Source organism: Stenotrophomonas sp. Steno-Z4, assembly GCF_056393145.1.
In genome coordinates, this window is sequence record NZ_JBWJPC010000001.1 from 1,266,491 (window position 1) to 1,282,033 (window position 15,543).

Below are 15,543 nucleotides of genomic sequence, written 5' to 3' on the forward strand. Positions count from 1 at the left end.
CGACGCTGTAGAGCCACGCCGTGCGTGGCTGCGTTGCTGCGAGGTGTCAGGTAACGTGCAGCCGGGCAGAGCCCGGCTCCACGCGTTGGGGTCAATACGTGCCGTCGAACGCGAAGATCGGCTTGCGCTGCTTCCACAGGCCGGCGGTGAAGTCCGGGAACTCCAGGGTCTGGAAACTGTTGGCGATGGACTGCTCCGACAGCGGGGTGATCGCGCTCCAGGTGATGGCGTCGTAGATGTCGATCGGCATCGGGGCCTTGGCCTTCAGGGCTTCGACGAAGGCGTGGATCACGAACCAGTCCATGCCGCCGTGGCCCGCGCTGGCGGCGGTGTCGGCGTGCTGCTTCCACAGCGGGTGTTCGTACTGGTCCTGGTAGGCCTTGAACGGTTCCCACTTGTGCGGCGGGCTGCGGCCTTCGATGTGGATGGACTGGTTCACGTCCATCCACAACCCCTTGGTGCCCTGCACGCGGAAGCCCATCGAGTACGGGCGCGGCAGCGAGGTGTCGTGCTGCAGCAGGATGGTTTCACCGTTTTCGCAGGCCAGCGTGGTGGTGACGATGTCACCCAGTTTGAAGTTCACCTTGGTGCTGGGGTGGGTGGTGCCGCCACTCTTGGCCACGGTGTACTCATGCAGGCCGCGCGCCTTGCTGGCGAACGCGTTGATATGGGTGAAACGGTTGCCGCGGTTGATGCCGGTATACATGGCGCACGGGCCGATGCCGTGGCTGGGGTACAGCTCGCCGTTGCGGTCCACCGAATGCTGGGTGCGCCAGCGCGCTTCGGACCACGCATGCGGGCCGAATTCCACGCCGCTGTCATACGGCTGGGCGGGATCGCCGGAGTTGAACTTCACCCCGCGCAGGTCGTGCTGGTAGCCGGCCTGCAGGTGCACCAGTTCACCGAACAGGCCGTTGCGCACCATCTGCAGGGTCGCCATCACGTCGCGGCGGTAGCAGACGTTCTCCAGCAGCATGTACGGGGTGCCCGTGGAAAGCTGGGTCTTGAGTACGTCCCAGTGGTCCTGCAGGGTGATGCCGGCGACCACTTCACAACCCACCGCGATTTTGGCCTGCATGGCGGCAATCGCCATCGGCGCGTGGTACTCCCACGGCGTGGCGATGATCACGCCATCCAGGCCGCGCTGTTCGAGCAGGCGCTTCCACGCGTTGCGGTCGCCGTCCTGGCCGTAGGCGGTAGGCGCCTTCCTGCCGGCCTTGGCCACCATGTCCATGCCGCGCTTGAGCATGATGGGTTCAATGTCGCACAGCGCCACCACGTCAACGTCGTCGCGGCGGACCAGCTCCTTCAGCAGCACCTGGCCGCGCATGCCGGTGCCGATCAGGCCCAGGCGCAGCGTGCGCCCACGTGCCCAGGCCGGCGTTTCCGGCAGCAGGCTGGTGGCGGCCAGGGCCGCACCGGCGGCAATGAATTCCCTACGCTTCATGAAACGTTACTCCCTTTGGAAGCGCGCCGGCCGGGACCGGCGCGCTGGAACAATCAGAACTTGTAGCCGACCTGCAGACTGTAGCTGCGGCCGAAGATGCTGGCATAGTCACTGGAGTCACCCAGGAAACTGTTCGGGTCGTAGAACGGCAGGCGGTTGAACAGGTTCTTGACCGTGAAGCCCAGGCTCCAGTGGTCATCCGGGCGCCAGCCCACGCTCAGGTTGGCGGTCCACCACGACGGCACGCCATCGCACTGGGCCGGGTTCACCGGCAGCGAGCCGGCGGTGCAGGTGTCCGGGTTGTTGTCTTCGGCATCGACGCGGTCCCACGCCCACTTGGTGCCGCCCACATAGTTGACGAAGAAGCTGGTGGTGACCTGCTTGTAGGACCAGTCGGCGTTGAACGTGGCACGCATGCGCGGGTTGCCGTAGTAGCCGATGGTGTTGCCGTAGTACCAGCGATCCGTATCGTCGATATAGGCCTCCTTGCGGCGCGCGATGGTGGCGGCCACGCCGATGTTCAGCGCGCCCCATTCACCGAGCATGAAGCGACCGCGCGCGTCGATGTCAAAACCGTCCACCAGGGTGCGGCCCTGGTTCTTGTACTGGCCCACCACGGCGGCCACGTTGCCCACGCTGTAGCCGGGCAACGCGCCCGGGCAGCTCACGCCGCTTGCCGGGTCGGCGCACATCTGCGCAAGCGCAGCCTCGGCCGCCCGATCGGAGTCGCTGATCGGGTTGCGGGTCATCGACAGGATGTCCTGTTCCTTGCTGTAGTCCGGCGCGGCGATCTCGTTGCGGCGGTAGATGAACCAGTAGTCGGCCGAGATCGACATCCAGCTCGCCGGCTCATAGACGAAACCCAGCGTGGATATCTTGGCCTTCTCCGGCTTCAGGTCCTGGTTGGGCTGGGTCATGCGCGCCACGGTACGGCTGCAGTCGGCGTTGAGCAGCGAGTTGCCCAGGTCCACGTCGCCCGGCCGGTTGGACTGGCGCAGAAGGTTGGCGATGGCATTGGTCTCATCGCAGCGGATGTCGTCCTCGAAGCCACCGAGCTGGGCGAACACGCCGCCGGTGCCCGCTTCGGCCAGGCTGGGCGCTCGGAAGCCTTCGGAATAGGTGCCGCGCAGCAACAGCTGCGGCAGCACCTGGTACTTCAGGCCGATCTTCGGGGCCAGGTTGGCGCTGAAGTTCGGGTACTTGTCCACGCGCAGCGCGGCATCCAGTTCCAGCTTGTCGGTGAGCGGGGCCACGGCCTCGGCAAACAGCGCGTAGGTGTTGCGCTTGCCGTCGAACCACGAGCCACCCTGCTGGGTGATCAGGCCGTTGGCGGCGTCTTCGTTGCCCGGGGTGTAGAACGTTTCGCGGGTGGCATTGAAGCCGAACGCGGCGCGCACGTCGCCGGCCGGCATGCTGAAGAGCGGGCCTTCGATCTTGCCGTCCAACGTATGCAGGCGCGTCCACGACTGGATGTCGAAGGTGGGGTATGCCTCGCGGATCAGCTTGGCGTTGGCGTCACTGATGACGCCGAACTGGTAGGCCGGATTGTCGGAGATGATCACCCGCCCGGTGCCCGGGTCGATGGTGTACGGGCCGAACGCGCGCTCGAAGCCTTCCAGGTTCACGTTGACGGTCTGGTAGGTGACCGAATGGCTTCCGGCGGTGGCGAACGCGGTTTCCCAGTTCCAGTCGTCGCCCAAGGCACCGCGCAGGCCGGCCAGCACCCGGTAGCTCTGGTCGGTGTTGCGCTGGCCGAAGTGGCCATCGCCTACATCCTGCATCAGGTAGTTCAGGCCCACCACGCCACCCATGAGCGCCTTCAATTCCGGGCTGGCCAGGTTGTAGACGTTGTTCGGTCCCAGATACGGCGTGCGGAACTGGTTGACCACGTTGCCGGTGTTGCGCGAGTACCAGCTGGACGGATTGCCGGTCGTGGTGTTGTAGGCAGAGGGCGTCCCACCGTTGGCAGTCAGGTCGATGTCGGTGTAAGTGACCTCGGCGAAGGCTTCGGTGCTGTCGCCGATCAGGAAGTGCGAGCTGATGTACGCCGTGGCGCGCTCGGTCTTTGCACCCGCGTCGACTTCGCGGTTCATCCATTGTTCCCACGCGCAGCTCGTGCCGGCGGCCTGGGTGATGGGAGTGGTGCAGCCGGGCGCCGCTTCCTGGCGGCGCGCGTTGGTCACCGGATCAAACGCGAAGTAGGTGCCCGGGTTGAACTCACCCGGTCGGCTGCCGACGCCCAGGCGGAAGTTGCTGATGTAACTGGGGTTGTTGACGTAGAACTGGCTGGGCCGCTTGTCGTAGAAGTCGCTGATCGGAATCGCGTTGCGGCGATACAGGTTCACCGAGGCGTAGACGTTGTATCGGTCTTCGTCCAGGTCGCCGAAGCCGGCGGTGATGCTGCCCTGCTGCTCGCCGTAGGAGTCGATGCGCGAGGACTTGTCGGCGGTGATGTTGATCTCCGCGCCCTGGTAGGAGCGTTTGGTGATCACGTTGATCACGCCGGCCACCGCGTCGGTGCCGTACACGGCCGAGGCGCCGTCGGTCAGCACTTCCATGCGTTCGATGGCAGCGGCCGGAATGGCGTCGATGTTGACGAACTGGGTCTGGAACCCGGCCGGCGCACCGTAGTACGACAGCCGCCGACCGTTGAGCAGCACCAGCGTGCCCTGCGCGCCGAGGCCACGCAGGTTCGCCTGCGAAGCGCCGTCGGAACCGGTGAACAGCGAGCGCGAATCCTGCTGCCCCGGGCGTGCGGCGGGCAGATTGTCGAGCACCTGCAGCAGCGTGCGCGCGCCCATGTTCTCGATGTCCTGCTTGCTGATCACCTGCACCGGCGAGGAGGTTTCCACATCGCTGCGGCGGATGTTGGACCCGGTGACCTGCACGCGCGCCAGTTCGGTGGCGTTGGCTTTTGCCTTGGCATCAACGGCCGTGTCGTCGTCCTGGGCGAACGCCGGACCGGTTACGGCCAGGGCAAGCCCCAGCGCGACGGACAAGGGTGTAGCGGGGATGCGGCGATGGCGATGGCGTTCGTTCAACATCTTTGGCTCCTTGTGCATTCCGCAGCGTGGGGCTGCCTGGGTGGGTTTTTTCGGGCAACAGTCACCCGCACCACGGCCGGCGGGCCGTAGTCGGGAAACGGTGGGGAATTCTGTTTTTCGGTACGTCCCTGGGTTACGGCGACACGATGGTGGCGGTATCGCCCTCCTGTCCGATCAGTGCGGCGTTGGCCCAGTTGCCACACACCTGTGCGGGCTGCGTGCCTTGTGCGCCCAGCGTGCGCAGGCTCAGGCGCTGCAGGCCGCGGATGTCCAGTTCGGGCTTGACCACGCCCGGTGCCTTCACCAGGCCGCTGTCGTAGAGCAGGCGGTCATCGCCCCAGACCTGGAACTGCATGCCGCCGGCGCTGCGGCACGCATCGTCGATGCCCAGGTCCGCGCGCAGCAGGCGCCACTGGCCCTGCAGCTGCAGGTCGATGCGGCTGGCTGGGCCCACGCCCAGGCCACGGCGGAACAGCAGGCCGTTCATGCGCATGGGTTGCCCGCCCTGGAAGGCGAGGTCGGCGCGCACCTGTGCGTTGGCCGCGTCCGGCAGGGTCAGTTCGGACAGGTAGCGCTGCTGCGCCGGGCGCTCTGCAACCTGGTGTTCCAGGATCTGGAACGTGGACAGGGTGATCGGACCGACATCACGCGGTTGCAGTGCATCCACCGCACGCGCTACGTTGCCCTGCGCCGCAGTGACCATCGGGTCGCTGCCAGCGGCCCCATCACCGTCCGGGTTCTGCACGCTGAGCACGCGGAAGCGCAGCAGGCGGCCGGCACGGGCGGGGAAGTCGATCTGCTGCAGGTCCTGCTTCAGCGCCAGGCGGCCGCGCTTGATCGGCTCGCCCCATTCGCCATTGGTGTCGGCCAGGTAGATCTCGTAGTCGCGGATCTGCCCGCTCTTCCAGTGCTGGTCATTGCGTGGTGCCAGTGCGATGCCGTCGATCAGGCGGCGCTCGCCAAAGCCGATCACCCATTCGTGGGCGCCGGTGCGCACGGCCTGGTTGCGCACGGTGCGGAACCAGGTGGCCGGGTCGTCGTCGAATGCCTTTTCCAGTTCGTAGCCGCGCTCTTCGGCCGGGCGGTTCACCACCAGCAGGCTGTCGGCCGGCAATGCGCGGCCCAACACCGGTGCGGCGGGGAACACATCATCGGCAGCTGCCGGTGCCTGCGCGATATCGAGCTGGAAGGCGAGCGGCCGGCGGATATCGGTGGGTACGGTACGCACATGCACGGTGCCACGGCGTTCGCCTGCATCGAAGTACCAGCCTTCCGGCGCGGCCTGCCACGCGGCGGCATCTGTGAGCATCGGCAGCACGCGGCCGTCAAGACTGACCGCTGCCGGCCTCTGCCGGCTGAGTATGCGCAGCGCGTAGCGGCGCTGTGCCAACTGCCCCTGGTACTGGCCGCGCACGCCATCAATGTTCACCTGCACCCGGCCACTGCCCTGCGCCGGGGCCTGCATGGTGACCTGCTGCTGGCTGGATTCGCCCTTCTCGTAGCGGCGCGTGTTGCCGTCGTCTTCGTATAGGGTGTACTGCGAGCTGCCCTGCGGGTAGAGGTCGAAGGTGACCTCATCCAGCGGCTTCTGGCCGTCGTACAGCATCTCCGGATACATCGGCACGATGGCACCGGCCCGCACGAACACGGGGATTGTTGCCAGATCGACCGGGCGGTCCAGCTGACGGCCTTCCGCACCGGCCTGCAGCGCGCGGCCATCCCAGTAATCGATCCAGCGGCCCCGCGGCAGGTGGATGTCGCGGCGCCAGCCACGGCTGGCGGCCTGGCTGCGGTACACCGGCGCCACGAGCAGGTCGCGGCCGAGCAGGAACTGGTACTTCCAGGTTTCGTTCCAGGCGTTGGGGTCCTGCGGGTAGTCCCACATCAGCGCGCGCAGGATCGGCGCGCCGGTCGTCGCCGCGTCGTGTGCCAGCCCGTACATGTACGGGGTCATGCGCATTTTCAGCTTGAGGTAATCGCGGTTGACGCTGCGGTAGGGCTCGTCGAACCACCACGGGTGCTTGCGCGCACTGCCCGACCAGCCGGACATGCCCATCAGCACCGGGGTGAAGCTCTTCCACTGCAGGTCGCGGGTGAAGGTTTCGGCGCTGCCGCCGAAGATCGCATCCACATCGCCACTGGCGTAGGCCATGCCCGAAAGGCCCGATCCGACCAGGGTGGGAATGTGCCAGCGGATGTAATCCCAACTGCTGCTCTGGTCGCCGGTCCAGGCGACCGCATAGCGCTGGATGCCGGCCCAGCCCATCACCGTCCACAGGAACGGGCGCGAATCGGAGTTGTGCAGGATGCCGTTGAACGCGGACTGGTTGGCATCCATCGCGAACTGGTAGCCCTTGCCGGTCCAGGCCACGTCCAGCTTCTGCACGCGGCTGCCGGCGGTGCCCACTTCCCAGGCGATCTTGTCCACGCCGTTCTCGGTCCACAGCCCGGTCTTGAAGCCGTAGCCAGCCAGGCCCTTCACCGTTTCCGGCAAGGCCTTGTAGCCGCAGCCGTAGCCGTCGTTGGGCAGGATCCAGCCGCCGGGCATGTCGTGCGCGCGGTACTGTTTTGCCACGCTGTCGACCACGTCCGGGGTGGTGCCGGTGGGGCCATCGCTCCAGCCTTCGGGCACGCTGCCGGGCTTCTTGATGTTGTCGCCATCGTTGTAGCAGTCGGCATCGCCGTACGAGAACGCCCAGCGCGGCAGCAAGGCGGCGCGCCCGGTCAGTGCGGTGTAGCGGTCCAGCAGCGCGGGCAGGCCGGCGCCGACGAAGTAGTAGGCATCGAAGCGGTCTTCGCGGTGCAGCAGCGTGGCCTGGTCGGCCTGGCGCAGGTCGTAGCTGCCATCGCTCCAGGTGTTGCGCAACATGCCCCAGCCGCGCGAGCTGAGCAGCATCGGCGCCGGGTTGGGGCGATCGCCCTCTTCCCAGCCGCCGGAGTAGGAAACCTCCAGCTCACGCCCCTTGAAAGCGAAGCGGCCGTTCTGCTGGCCACCGCCGACGAACTGTTCGTCGGCCTGGCTGCTCAGGACCTGCACGCTCTGTGCGGTATCCAGGTCCAGCGGCTGCAGTTCGCGCCACAGCGGCACGTCCTTGCCGGCCTCGCGCCGGTCCAGTGCCAGGCGCAGCGGCTGGCGCTGGATGTGCAGCACCAGCGCGTCGGTGCGGATGCGCACCTCGTTGCCGTCTTCCTCCAGTTGGAATGGCACGGCTGATGTGGCCTGCGGCAGCACGATGGGGGCGGCCTTGTCGCCGGCCGGCAGCAGTTTGCCGGTGCGGCTCCCCTGCACGCGCAGCAGGTCGGGACGCAGCAGGTCCACGCGCACGGTCATGCCGTTATCGGTGGTCAGCGTCCAGGCAGTGGCCGACGCGGCCGGCTCGGCACGTAGTGCGCTCAGGTTGCCCAACGGCGCTGCCAGCGCCGGCGTGGCGGCCAGCAGCGACAGAAGAGAGATGGCCAGTACGGTGCGTCGACAACGGGTAACCACTTCGCCCCCAAAGCCCGCGTTCGGCGGGTGTCCGAAACCAGTGCGGCCGACTATGGGGCAGGCTATCGAAAGATGTCAAGAAATTGAAAAGAAAAAAGATTAGGAATTCTATCAAAACGAAAGATGATGCAAAGCACCACTTTCCTTCTGCCAGCTGAATGCGCCAAATTTTTCGTTGCAGTCCGCGCAGATAGCCACGATCAATTGCGCAAGAACCGACATCAATAGTGAAGACTGTGATCCGGATATCTTATTTTAATCTTTCGATATTTGACATTTCGAAAGAAAACGCTGATCGTGCGGTCGCCCAACAGGAATAGCGAATGGACGTCACTCTGCTCCCCGATATGCCCGCCTGGCAGCGCCTGGGTGGCGCGCACACCGCAGAAGAGATCGCGCAGCAACCGGCCCTCTGGTCAGCGTTGGCCGACGTGCTGGAGCTCGCCCGCGAGCGCATCGACGCGTTCCTGCGTGACACGCTGCGCCAGCCGGGCCAGCGGGTGATCTTCACCGGCGCGGGCAGTTCGGGCTTCATCGCCGAGATGGTCGCCGACCAGATCAATGCGCAGTGGCCCGCAGACGTCCGCGCCATCCACACCACCAGCCTGCTCACCCACCCGACGCTGTACCTGCAGCGCGACCGCCCGACCCTGCTGGTGTCGTTCGGGCGCAGCGGCTCCAGCCCGGAAAGCGTGGCGGCGGTGGATCTGGTGCGGGCGCAGGTGGACGACGCGCGCTTCCTGGACATCACCTGCAATGCCGATGGCGCGTTGGCACAGCGCGGCCAGGGCCGCAGCGACACGCTGTCGCTGCTGATGCCGCCGGCCAGCTGCGACCGCGCCTTTGCCATGACCAGCAGCCTGAGCTGCATGCTGCTGGCCGCGTTGAGCGTGTTCGATGGCGCGCCGTGGGCCGAGCGCATCGCGCGCCTGCGCAGCCTGGCCGAGCGCGGTACACAGGCCGTAAGCAACTGGGACGCGCCGGTCGCAGCGCTCGCGCGTACCGATATCTCGCGGGTGATCTACCTGGGCAGTGGCCCGCTGGAAGCGACCGCGCGCGAAGCGGCGCTGAAAGTGCTGGAACTCACTGCCGGCCGGGTGCTGGCGCTGGCCAACACCCCGCTCGGGTTCCGCCACGGGCCGAAATCCACGCTCAATGGCAGCACGCTGGTGGTGGTGCTGCGCAGCGCGCAGCCGCTGGCGCGACGCTACGAGCAGGACCTGCTGGAAGAGCTGCGCCGCGATGGCATCGCCGCCCGCGTGATCTCGGTCGGCCCGGCCGGCAGCGACAGTGCCGATGGCGATTTCCTGCTTGAGGTACCTGCCCTGCCCGATCCGTGGCTGGCCCCGCTGTGGCTGGTGATGGCGCAGTGCTTCGCGCTGCAGCGTTCGGCCGCGCTCGGCCTGACCCCCGACAACCCGTTCCCGGATGGCACGGTCAACCGCGTGGTGCAGGGCGTGACGATCCACGACCATGGCTGAGCAGCGCATGCAGACCTGGTACGGCATCGATATCGGCGGCACCAAGATTGAACTGGTGGCCTGCGACGCTGCGCTGAACGTGCATTATCGCCAGCGCGTGGCGACGCCCACGAATGACTACGCCGCGTTCGTGGCGGCGGTCGGCCAGCTGGTGGATGACGCCGATGCAGCCGTTGGCACGCGTGCGGTCGCGGTAGGCCTGGGCCTGCCCGGCGTGCGCGATCGCGACAGCGGCCGCCAGTTGAGCGCCAACGTGCCCGCGCTGAGCGGCCACACGGTGGGGCATGACCTGGAAGCACGGCTGCAGCGCCCACTGGCACTGGGTAACGACCTGCAGTGTTTCGCCCTGTCCGAAGCGCACGACGGCGCCGCCGCCGGCTACCCCAGCATGTTCGGGGTGATCCTGGGCACCGGCGCGGGCGGTGGCTACTGCCTGGACGGAAAGCTCGTCGCGGGCAACAACGGCATTGCCGGTGAGTGGGGCCATTGGAGCCTGCCGGCCACGCTGCAGCTGCGCCATGACCTGCCGCTGCTGGACTGCGGCTGTGGCCTGCGCGGCTGCCTGGAGCGCTATGTCTCCGGCAGCGGCCTGGCGATGATCCACGAACGCCATGGCGGCCTGGCCTGCGACGCCACCGCCGTGGTGGAGCAGGCGCAGGCCGGCGATCCGATCGCGCTGCAGGCGCTGGCCATCCACCGCGACCTTCTCGGCTACAGCTTCGCCAGCCTGATCCTGGCGCTGGACCCGCACGTGATCGTGCTGGGGGGCGGGCTGTCGAAACTGGAGCAGCTGTACCGCGACCTGCCTGCCGCCATTGCGCCCTACCTGTTCAACGGGGTGCGGGTGCCGCCGATCCTGCCGCCAGCCTTCGGCGATGCCGGCGGTGCACGCGGCGCGGCGCTGCTGGCGCGCCAGCACCATCCCGCGCACTGAATCCCTTCTTTCCGTTCCGCTGCACCTGGAGTGTTGCCATGTCTGCCGTCCAATCGTTGATCGCCGCCCATCGCCAGGGCCAGCCCGTTGGCCTGTACAGCGTGTGCTGCAGCAACGAGCAGGTGCTGCTGGCCGCCATGCAGGTCGCGCGCGAACACGACACGGTGCTGCTGATCGAAGCCACCTCCAACCAGGTGGACCAGTTCGGCGGCTACACCGGCATGACCCCGCCGCAGTACCGCGATTACGTGCTGCAGCTCGCGCGAAGCCAGGGCTTCCCGGCGGAGCGGCTGATCCTGGGCGGCGACCATCTCGGCCCGAACGCCTGGCAGAAGGGGCCGGCCGACGTCGCGATGGCCAACGCGCGCACGCTGGTTGCCGCCTACGTGGCCGCCGGCTTCCACAAGATCCACCTGGACTGCAGCATGTCCTGCGCCGATGACCCGACCCCGCTGCCGGATGCGGTCGTGGCCGCGCGCTCGGCCGAACTGGCGCGCATTGCCGAACGCACGGCCGCGGAGAACGGGCTGCCGCCACCGGTCTACGTGATCGGTACCGAAGTGCCTGTTCCCGGTGGCGAAGCCTCCCTGGAAGGTGGCTTGGCCGTGACCACGCCCACCGCTGCCGCCGTCACGCTGGCGATTCACCGCGAGGCATTTTCCGCACCGGACCTGTTGCCGGCCTGGGAGCGCGTGATCGCCATGGTGGTGCAGCCCGGCGTGGATTTCGACCACAGCAGCGTGCACCACTACGACCCGGCCGCCGCCCGCGAGCTCTCGGCGTTCGTGGAAACCCAGCCGCGCATCGTGTTCGAAGCCCATTCCACCGATTACCAGACCGAAGCCGGCCTGCATGCGCTGGTGCGCGACCACTTCGCCATCCTCAAGGTGGGCCCGGCGGCGACCTACGCGTTCCGCGAGGCGGTGTTCGCGCTGGCGATGATCGAACGCGAGCTCCTTCCCGGTGCGGAAGCGTCACGGATCATCGAGGTCCTGGACCGCTGCATGCTCGACAAGCCGGCCAGCTGGGCCAGCTACTACCAGGGCGATGCGCACGAACAGCGCCTGCTGCGCGCCTATTCCCTGAGCGACCGCAGCCGCTACTACTGGGGCGAACCGGCCGTGCAGGCCGCACTGGCCACCCTGGTCGACAACCTCACCCGCCAGGCAACCCCGCTCATGCTGCTCAGCCAGTACCTGCCCGAGCAGCTGCGCGCGGTGCAGGCCGGTGAGCTGGCGGCCGAACCCCTGGCGCTGATCCGGCACAAGGTGGGGCTGCGCCTGGCGGAATACGCCCGGGCTTGCGCTCGCAATGCATTCGGCGCGGATAACGAAGCTTTTCCTGCCACGGAGCTTTCGGAACGGTAAGCTTCGGCTTTCCTTCCGAACGGAATCGCCCCATGCGCAACACACGGCAGCGCCGCCAACAGATCCTGCAGTTGCTGGTCGAACACGGCAACGTGCAGGTCAGCGAACTGGTGGAGCGCTTCGGCGTTTCGGCAGTGACCATCCGCGCCGACCTGACCCACATCGAAGCGCAGGGCCTGGCCACGCGTACCCACGGCGGCGCCACCCTGGTGCGCAAGCCACCGCTGGAGCAGGACATCCATGAAAAGGACACGCTGAACCTGCCGCTGAAAGACAGCATCGGCGCGCATGCCGCGCGGCTGGTACGCGCTGGCGACAACATCATCATCGATTCCGGTTCCACCACCATGACGCTGGCGCGCCACCTGCGCGAACACCGCGACGTGACGGTGATGACCAACGGGCTCAACATCGCCTGGGAGCTGGCCAATGCACCGGGCGTGGAACTGCTGCTCACCGGGGGCCTGCTGCGCAAGCAGTCACTGTCGCTGCAGGGCAGCCAGGCCGAGGCCAGCCTCAATACCTACAGCTTCGACACCCTGTTCCTGGGCGTGGACGGGCTGGACCTGCAGTTCGGGCTCACCACCCACCATGAAGCCGAGGCCCGCCTCAACCACCGAATGGTGGAGCGCGCACGACGCGTGGTGGTGCTCACCGACGCCTCCAAGTTCGGCCACGTCAGCCTGCACCGCATCGCCCGCCTGGACCAGGTCCATACCATCATCACCGACGCCAGCATCGATGCGGAATACCTGGAAGGGCTGCAGAAGCTGGGCATCGAAGTGATCATTGCCGAGTCGCCGCCTTGAACCCCGATTCCACCCTGCATGGCCGCATCCTGACCCCGCTCGGGTTGGTGCGCGGCAACATCGCCTTTGGCCAGCGCATCGTGTCGATCAACAGTGACCACGCTGACCCGCGTGGCGATGACGAGGTGCCGCTGATCCTGCCCGGCTTCATCGACCTGCATGTGCATGGCGGTGCCGGGGTGGACATCATGCAGGGCGGAAATACCGCGCAGACGGTGGCACGCGCGCACGCGCGGCATGGTACCACCGCGCTGCTGGGCACCACCATGACTGCCGAGGCAGGCGACATCGTGCGTGCGCTGCAGGGCCTGTCCACCGCGATTTCCCGGCGTGATAGCGGCATGGCGCGTGTGCTGGGCGTGCACCTGGAGGGCCCGTTCATCAGCGCCGAGCGGCTGGGTGCGCAGCCGCCGCTGGTGGTGGAAGCCACGCTGGAGGATGTGCGCCACCTGCACGCCATCGCACCGATCAAGGTGCTGACCCTGGCACCGGAAATCGGCCAGCACCTTGCATTGATCCCCGCATTGAACGCGCTCGGCATCCGCGTGCAGCTGGGACACAGTGCAGGCAGTTACGAGCAGGGCGTGGCCGCGCTGGAGGCAGGTGCCGCCGGCTTCACCCATCTGTTCAACGGCATGACCGGCGTGGACCACTACCATCCCGGCATCGCCACGGCAGCGCTGGCGCATGCCGAGTACGCCGAACTCATTCCCGACCTCCAGCACGTGCACCCCGGCGCGATCCGCACCGCGCTGCGCGCGATTCCGCGCCTGTACTGCGTGACCGACGCCACCGCGGCCACCGGCATGCCCGATGGCGAATACGCGCTCGGCGTGCAGCGCGTGCACAAGTGTCTGGGCTGCGTGCGCCTGGAAAGTGGCTCGCTGGCCGGCAGCGCGCTGACCATGGACCAGGCACTTCGCAACCTGGTTGCGCTGGGTCTGGCGTTGGATGACGCATCCAACCGCGTTTCACGCTACCCCGCCGACTATCTGGGCCTGGATGACCGCGGCCGCCTGCAACCGGGCGCGTGGGCGGACCTGGTCGTGCTCGACCATGACCTGCGCGTGCAGCAGGTAGTGGTGGAAGGCGAACGCATCACGCTTGACTGAGTGATTCCGCGCCCCGTGCGGCGCGTTCCAACGTAGACAGGACCGCACCATGAACGACGCTTCCGCCGTGATGCCCGTGCCCGCTTCCGACAACGCGCCGCGTTGGCCGGTGCGCTATCTGCTCTTCATCGGCGGCATGGGCGGCCTGCTCTACGGCATCGACATCGGCATCATCGCCGGCGCCCTGCCTTACCTCGAGGCCACGGCCACCGCCAGCTGGCACCTGACCACCCAGCAGCTTGGCTTCGTGGTGGCTGCGGTGCTGCTGGGCAGCGTGCTGTCCTCGCTGTTTGCCGGCGCCGTGGCCGACCTGATCGGCCGGCGCGGCGCGATGGTGCTGGCCGGCGTGCTGTTCACCGCCAGCATTCCGGTGATGGCGCTGTCCGAAGGCTATGGGCCGCTGTTGATGGGGCGCCTGCTGCAGGGCATCAGCGGTGGCCTGATCGGCGTGGTGGTGCCGCTGTACCTCGCCGAAGTGCTGAGTCCCGAACGGCGCGGGCGTGGCGCGGCGATGTTCCAGCTGCTGCTTACCATCGGACTGGTACTGGCGGCGGTGATCGGGCTGTATCACGCCCATAGCGTGGACGCCGCCACTGCCGCCGTGCGCCACCTGCCGGGCGAGGAGCAGCAGCGCATGCTGTTCGCGGTGAAGGACCACGCCTGGCGCACCATCTTCTGGAGTTGCCTGCTGCCCGGGTTGGTGTTCACCGGCGGCGCGTTGCTGATCAGCGAATCGCCCCGCTGGCTGGTGCGGCGCGGCCGCATTGAGAAAGCACGCAGCGCCCTGCAGCGCACGGTGGCGCCGGCGGAGGTGGAAGCCACGCTGGCGCGCATGCAGGCACCCGATGCACCGGCCAGCGATGGCAGCCCGGCCAGGCGCGATCCGCTGCTGAGCCGCCGCTATGTGTGGCCCTTCGTGCTGGCCTGCCTGGTGCTGGCCTTCACCCAGGCGACCGGCATCAATTCGGTACTGGCCTATGCGGTGAACATCCTCCACCAGGCCGGGCTGCCCGGCGCGGTGGCCAATTGGGCCGATGTCTCCATCAAGCTGCTCAATGCGCTGATGACCATCGTCGCGCTGGTGCTGGTGGATCGCAAGGGCCGCAAGTTCCTGTTGATGCTGGGCACCGGCGGCATCACCATCGCGCTGCTGGGCGCCGCGCTGCTGTTCGTGCGCAGCGAACACGGGCGGTTGGATGTACAGCCCGCGCTGCAGCAGCAGGTGTACGGGCAGTCGCTGTCGCTGCCGATGGATGCCGCACAGTGGCGCCGGCTGGATGGCAACGCCGACGGTCAGCCACTGCAGCTCACGGTGTCCTACGCCTACGGCGGCTTCAGCAACGTGCGTTCGCTGCGCAGCGACAACCCCATCGACGCCACGCTGCAGATCCGCCGCGAAGACGCGGTGTCGGCTGACAGCGTGATCGGCGCGTTCTTCCGCCGCCTCAACCTCAACCCGTTCCCGGATCCGGCCGCCGCCGTGCAGGCGCCGCTGGTGATCGAGCGCGCGGTCATCGGCCCGGTGCCCTCGCCCACGCACGGCTGGCTGGTGGCCGGCTGCATCCTGCTGTTCGTGGCGTTCTTCGCGGTAGGCCCGGGCGTCTGCGTGTGGCTGGCGCTGTCGGAGCTGATGCCTACCCGCATCCGCTCCAACGGCATGAGCATCGCGCTGCTGATCAACCAGTTCGTATCCACGGTGATCGCCGCGATCTTCCTGCCGACCGTGGGCCACCACGGCTACGCCAGCATGTTCTTCTTCTGGGCCGGCTGCACGCTGCTGTACTTCCTGGTGGCCGCGTTCCTGCTGCCGGAGACCAAGGGCAAGACGCTGGAGGAGATCGAAGCGCGGTTCCGCTAGACAG

At 67.3% G+C, this 15,543-nt stretch carries 9 protein-coding genes; 6 read left to right on the top strand and 3 right to left on the bottom strand.

The genetic code is table 11. From position 1 onward, the window contains the following. Positions 1–91: 91 nt before the first annotated feature. The 3 genes from AC06E7_RS05615 to AC06E7_RS05625 all read right to left on the bottom strand — a co-directional run bounded on the left by AC06E7_RS05615 (position 92) and on the right by AC06E7_RS05625 (position 7,978). Positions 92–1,447, bottom strand: coding sequence for a Gfo/Idh/MocA family protein (locus AC06E7_RS05615; protein ID WP_478063417.1), 1,356 nt, complete (start codon positions 1,445–1,447; stop codon positions 92–94). A 53-nt stretch (positions 1,448–1,500) separates the two neighbouring features. Beyond that, on the bottom strand, positions 1,501–4,491 hold the full coding sequence (locus tag AC06E7_RS05620) for a TonB-dependent receptor domain-containing protein (protein WP_478063419.1): 2,991 nt from the start codon (positions 4,489–4,491) through the stop codon (positions 1,501–1,503). A gap of 133 nt (positions 4,492–4,624) precedes the next feature. Then, on the bottom strand, positions 4,625–7,978 hold the full coding sequence (locus AC06E7_RS05625) for a TIM-barrel domain-containing protein (protein WP_478063421.1): 3,354 nt from the start codon (positions 7,976–7,978) through the stop codon (positions 4,625–4,627). A 323-nt stretch (positions 7,979–8,301) separates the two neighbouring features. Here AC06E7_RS05625 and AC06E7_RS05630 point away from each other — a divergent pair, with 323 nt between their 5' ends. From AC06E7_RS05630 to AC06E7_RS05655, 6 genes are read left to right on the top strand one after another with little or no spacing between them, the layout of a single operon-like run. Then, positions 8,302–9,459 carry an SIS domain-containing protein gene (locus AC06E7_RS05630; RefSeq protein ID WP_478063423.1) on the top strand — a complete coding sequence of 386 codons (1,158 nt, stop codon included), beginning with the start codon at positions 8,302–8,304 and terminating at the stop codon, positions 9,457–9,459. Continuing rightward, entirely contained in the window at positions 9,452–10,393 is a 942-nt protein-coding gene (locus AC06E7_RS05635) for an ROK family protein (RefSeq protein WP_478063425.1), read from the top strand. The genes AC06E7_RS05630 and AC06E7_RS05635 overlap by 8 nt, the downstream gene beginning before the upstream one ends. A 38-nt stretch (positions 10,394–10,431) precedes the next feature. Continuing rightward, the gene (locus tag AC06E7_RS05640; protein WP_478063426.1) at positions 10,432–11,760 is read left to right on the top strand and encodes a D-tagatose-bisphosphate aldolase, class II, non-catalytic subunit; all 1,329 of its coding nucleotides are present in this window, start codon (positions 10,432–10,434) and stop codon (positions 11,758–11,760) included. Positions 11,761–11,792: 32 nt separating this feature from the next. Beyond that, a complete protein-coding gene (locus tag AC06E7_RS05645) occupies positions 11,793–12,569 on the top strand; it encodes a DeoR family transcriptional regulator (protein WP_068854349.1) in 777 nt (258 codons plus the stop codon). Further along, a complete protein-coding gene (gene nagA, locus AC06E7_RS05650; RefSeq protein ID WP_478063428.1) occupies positions 12,566–13,681 on the top strand; it encodes an N-acetylglucosamine-6-phosphate deacetylase in 1,116 nt (371 codons plus the stop codon). The genes AC06E7_RS05645 and nagA overlap by 4 nt, the downstream gene beginning before the upstream one ends. 49 nt (positions 13,682–13,730) lie before the next feature. After that, positions 13,731–15,539: an MFS transporter gene (locus AC06E7_RS05655; protein WP_478063429.1), complete on the top strand. Its 1,809-nt coding sequence runs from the start codon at positions 13,731–13,733 to the stop codon at positions 15,537–15,539. Positions 15,540–15,543 lie beyond the last annotated feature (4 nt).

Excerpts from the sequence above, each read along its gene's own strand:
- AC06E7_RS05645 (WP_068854349.1), top strand. The coding sequence starts at position 11,793 with ATGCGCAACACACGGCAGCGCCGCCAACAGATCCTGCAGTTGCTGGTC.
- AC06E7_RS05640 (WP_478063426.1), top strand. The coding sequence starts at position 10,432 with ATGTCTGCCGTCCAATCGTTGATCGCCGCCCATCGCCAGGGCCAGCCC.
- AC06E7_RS05620 (WP_478063419.1), bottom strand. The coding sequence starts at position 4,491 with ATGTTGAACGAACGCCATCGCCATCGCCGCATCCCCGCTACACCCTTG.
- AC06E7_RS05630 (WP_478063423.1), top strand. The coding sequence starts at position 8,302 with ATGGACGTCACTCTGCTCCCCGATATGCCCGCCTGGCAGCGCCTGGGT.
- AC06E7_RS05615 (WP_478063417.1), bottom strand. The coding sequence starts at position 1,447 with ATGAAGCGTAGGGAATTCATTGCCGCCGGTGCGGCCCTGGCCGCCACC.
- AC06E7_RS05635 (WP_478063425.1), top strand. The coding sequence starts at position 9,452 with ATGGCTGAGCAGCGCATGCAGACCTGGTACGGCATCGATATCGGCGGC.
- AC06E7_RS05655 (WP_478063429.1), top strand. The coding sequence starts at position 13,731 with ATGAACGACGCTTCCGCCGTGATGCCCGTGCCCGCTTCCGACAACGCG.